Here is a 4222-nt window from a genome sequence, read left to right as displayed (position 1 = left end):
GGACGGGTAGGGGCGGCGGGGGCGAGACAACCTCCCCGGCGGGCGTCAGCAGGCCCGCCAGGCCAGGCGGTCGTAGCCTGGGAAGCATCGGCCGACCAGTGCGGGCCGGTCCCCACGAGGGGTGCTGCCATGGCGGAGACAAGCGGATCCGGCGGATACCTGCCCATCGCCGACCACGGCCTGATCGGCGACCTGCGAACCGTGGCCCTGGTGGGCAGCAACGGCACGATCGACTGGTACTGCTGCCCCCGCTTCGACGCCCCGAGCGTGTTCGCCGCTCTCCTGGACGCGGAGAAGGGCGGATGCTTCGAGCTGACGGCGACCGTACCGGCGCGAACCAAGCAGTTCTACTTCCCGGACACCAATGTGCTGATCACCCGCTTCTTCACCGAGGAGGGTGTGGGGGAGGTCCAGGACTTCATGCCGGTGCACGAGGCGGACACCGCCATCGGCGGCGAGGCCGGACGGCACCGGCTGATCCGCCGGGTGGTGTGCGTACGCGGCACCGTTCCGTTCCGGACGCGCGTGGCCCCGCGGTTCGCCTACGGGGCCGACCCGCACACCCTGCGGACCCTCGGCGACACGGCGGTCTTCGAGTCCGCCCGGCTGACGCTCGCCCTGACCTCCACCGTGGCCCTGGAACAGGACGGCCTCGACGCCCGGGCCGAGTTCAAGCTCGCCGAGGGCGAGGCCGCGGTGTTCGCGCTCGACCAGGTCGGCGACGACGTGGAACCGCGCGGGTGCGCCCGGCTGGAGGCCGAGCAGGAGTTCGCCGACACCGTCGCGTACTGGCGCCGCTGGCTGCACGCCTCCCGCTACCGCGGCCGCTGGCGGGAGATGGTGCACCGTTCCGCGCTCACCCTGAAGCTCCTCACCTTCGTCCCGACCGGCGCGATCGTGGCCGCGCCCACCACCAGCCTGCCCGAGCAGCCGGGCGGCGAGCGCAACTGGGACTACCGGTACGTGTGGGTCCGTGACGCCGCCTTCTGCGTGTACGCCCTGCTGCGGCTCGGCTTCACCGGCGAGGCCGAGGCGTTCATGAGGTTCCTGAACCGGTACGTCACCCCGTGCGACGGCGGCCCTTCCGGCCCGCTGCAGATCATGTACGGCATCGACGGCCGCACCGACCTGCCCGAACGCGAGCTCGACCACCTGGAGGGCCACCTCGGCTCGGCACCGGTCCGGGTCGGCAACGACGCCGCCGGCCAGCTCCAGCTCGACATCTACGGCGCCCTGATCGACTCGATCTACCTCTACGACAAGTGGGCCCAGCCCATCTCCAGCGACCAGTGGGACGACGTCTGCGCGCTCGTCGAGTGGGTGTGCGACCACTGGGACCAGCCCGACGAGGGCATCTGGGAGACCCGCGGCGGACGCCAGAACTTCCTGTACTCACGGCTGATGTGCTGGGTGGCCATCGAGCGCGCGATCCGCATGGCCAACCGGCGCGGCCTGCCCGCCGACCTGCCCCACTGGCGCCGGTCCCGCGACACGATCTACCGGCGGATCATGACCCGCGGCTGGTCGGACGAGCGCCGGGCCTTCGTCCAGCACGAGGACGGCGACGTCCTCGACGCCGCCGTCCTGATGATGCCCCTGGCCAAGTTCATCTCGCCCACCGACCCCAAGTGGCTGTCCACGCTCGACGCGCTCACCCAGGACCTGGTGTCGGACTCCCTCGTCCACCGCTACGACCCCGAGGCCAGCCCCGACGGCCTGCGCGGCGAGGAGGGCACGTTCTCCATCTGCTCCTTCTGGTACGTCGAGGCGCTGACCAGGGCCGGACGGATCGACGAGGCCCGGCTCGCCTTCGAGAAGATGCTCACTTACGCCAACCACCTCGGCCTGTACGCCGAGGAGATCAGCCGCACCGGCGAGCAACAGGGCAACTTCCCGCAGGCGTTCACCCACCTGGCCCTGATCAGCGCGGCCTTCAACCTGGACCGGGCCCTGGGCTGAGTCTCAGTGGGTTGAGTCTCAGTCCGCAGGCGACACCTCCGTCGCACAGCGCAGCACTCGGTCCGGGCCCAGGACCCGTTCCGGCCCCGTCAGGGTCAGGCGCGTGGTGTGCCGTACGTCCGCGCTGGACGCCGACAGCCGCAGTTCCAGCACGCCCGGCTCCACGATGCGGCGGCCCGTGCGGCCGGTGAACGCCGACAGGTCGGCATGGAAGCGGAACGTCACCTGTCGCGCCTCGCCCGCCGCGAGGTCCACCCGTTGGTAGCCGATCAGCCGCACGTCGGGGCGGGTCACCTGCGCCACCGGGTCGTGCAGGTACAGCTGGACGACCTCGCTGCCCTCGCGGTCACCCGTGTTGGTGACGGTGACCTTCACGTCGTACGACCCGTCCGTGGGGATCTCGGCGTCCGGCGCCGCGAAGCCGGACCAGGTGACGCCGGTGTACGAGCGGCCGTGGCCGAAGGGGTACAGCGGGGTCGGGTCGAGGTTGCTGACGTCGCCCGCCAGGCCCAGCGGCGGCTGGAGGTACGTCCACGGCTGGCCCCCCGGGGTGCGCGGCACGCTCACCGGCAGCCGGCCCGACGGGTTCACCCGCCCCGAGAGGACGCCCGCGACCGCTGGGCCGCCCTCCTCGCCCGGGAAGAACGCCTGCACCGTCGCGGCGAGCCGCCCGTGCCAGCGACCGAGCGCGTACGGGCGGCCGGTGAGGAGCACCAGCACCACCGGGGTCCCCGTGGCCGTCAGCGCGTCCAGCAGCTCGCCCTGCACACCCGGCAGCCGCAGGTCCGCGGCGTCGCAGCCCTCGCCCGACGTACCCCGGCCGAACAGGCCCGCCCGGTCCCCGAGCACCGCCACGACCACGTCGGCCTCCGACGCGCGCGCCACCGCCTCGTCGAAGCCGCTCGTGTCGTCGCCCGAGGTGTCGCAGCCCTCCGCGTACGCGATCTTCGCGTCGGGGAGCTCGGCGCGCAGCGACTCCCAGAGCGTCGGGATCTCGATGCCGATGGGGTGCTCGGGGTGATGGATGCCCACGTGGGACGGGAACGAGTAGCAGCCGAGCATCGCCAGCGGATCATGGGCGCGCGGGCCCACCACCGCGACACGCGTGTCGGAGGCGAGGGGCAGGGCATTCGTCGGGTTGTCCAGCAGGACCACCGACGCCTCCGCCAGCCGGCGGGCCAGCGCCCGGTTGGCCCGTGAGTCGAGGTCGACCCGCTCCGGCGGCTCGGGCATCTCCCCGTCGAGGAGGCCCAGCTCGCACTTCTGCAGCAGCACTCGGCGGGCCGCGCGCTCCACCAGGGACTCGTGCACGGCACCGTCCCGTACCGCCCGCACCAGCGCGTCCCCGTAGCAGCGCAGCGTCGGCAGTTCGACGTCGATGCCCGCCGTCAGGGCCGCGTCCGCCGCCTCGGCGGGGCTGCCGGCGATCCGGTGCAGGGTTTCGAGGAAGCCGACGCCGAAGTAGTCCGAGACGACCGTGCCGGTGAAGCCCCACTCCTCGCGCAGCAGCCGGGTGAGGAGGTACGGGTCCGCGGACGCCGGAACGCCGTCGGTCTCGTTGTACGCCGCCATCACCGAGCGCGCTCCGCCCTCCCGTACGGCCATCTCGAACGGCGGCAGCGTCACGTCGGCGAACTCCCGCACCCCGGCCCGTACCGGAGCGAGGTTGCGGGCGCCCACCGACGCCGCGTACCCGGCGAAGTGCTTGAGCGTGGCCACGACCCCCGCGGACTCCATGCCCTTCACATACGCGGCGCCGACCGTGCCGACCAGGTACGGGTCCTCGCCGATGGTCTCCTCGACCCGGCCCCAGCGCGGGTCCCGTACGACGTCCAGGACGGGGGCGAGGCCCTGGTGCACGCCCACCGACGCCAGATCGCGGCCGATGTGCCGGCCCACCTCCTCGACCAGGCCGGGGTCGAAGCTGGCGCCCCAGGCCAGCGGGACCGGGTACGCGGTGGCGCCCCAGGTCGTGAAACCGGCCAGGCACTCCTCGTGGGCGAGCGCCGGGACGCCGAAGCGGTTCGCGGCGATGATGCGGCGCTGGGCGCGGGCCAGGGCCTGCGCGCCCAGCGCCGGGTCCACGGGGGCGGTGCCGAAGGAGCGGGTGAGCTGGCCGAGGCCCCGGGTGATCAGCTCGTCGAAGTCGAAGGACTCGGTCATGTCGTGCTGGTGGGGGGCGACTCCGTCGCCGTCCGTGGCGGCGCCCACCCACACCCCGTACAGCTGGGCGGTCTTCTCCTCCAGGGTCATACGGGAGAGC

The 4222-nt window shown here is 72.8% G+C and carries 2 protein-coding genes; one reads left to right on the top strand and one right to left on the bottom strand.

Going from position 1 to position 4222, the window contains the following annotated elements:
- Positions 1-129 precede the first annotated feature (129 nt).
- Positions 130-1959, top strand: coding sequence for a glycoside hydrolase family 15 protein (locus FNH08_RS45965; RefSeq protein ID WP_152777624.1), 1830 nt, complete (start codon positions 130-132; stop codon positions 1957-1959).
- A gap of 18 nt (positions 1960-1977) precedes the next feature.
- On the opposite strand, the gene FNH08_RS45960 is transcribed toward FNH08_RS45965, so the two are convergent.
- Positions 1978-4222: beta-xylosidase/alpha-l-arabinosidase (locus FNH08_RS45960; RefSeq protein WP_228034789.1), on the bottom strand; the 2245-nt coding region annotated here is incomplete at its 5' end.

It is taken from the genome of Streptomyces spongiae (genome assembly GCF_009377185.1).
GTDB lineage: Bacteria > Actinomycetota > Actinomycetes > Streptomycetales > Streptomycetaceae > Streptomyces > Streptomyces spongiae.
The sequence above is the reverse complement of the archived record's forward strand: the minus strand, read 5'-3'. Positions and strand labels throughout refer to the sequence as shown.

Coding starts and splice junctions, on each gene's coding strand:
- FNH08_RS45965 (WP_152777624.1), top strand. CDS start 130: ATGGCGGAGACAAGCGGATCCGGCGGATACCTGCCCATCGCCGACCAC.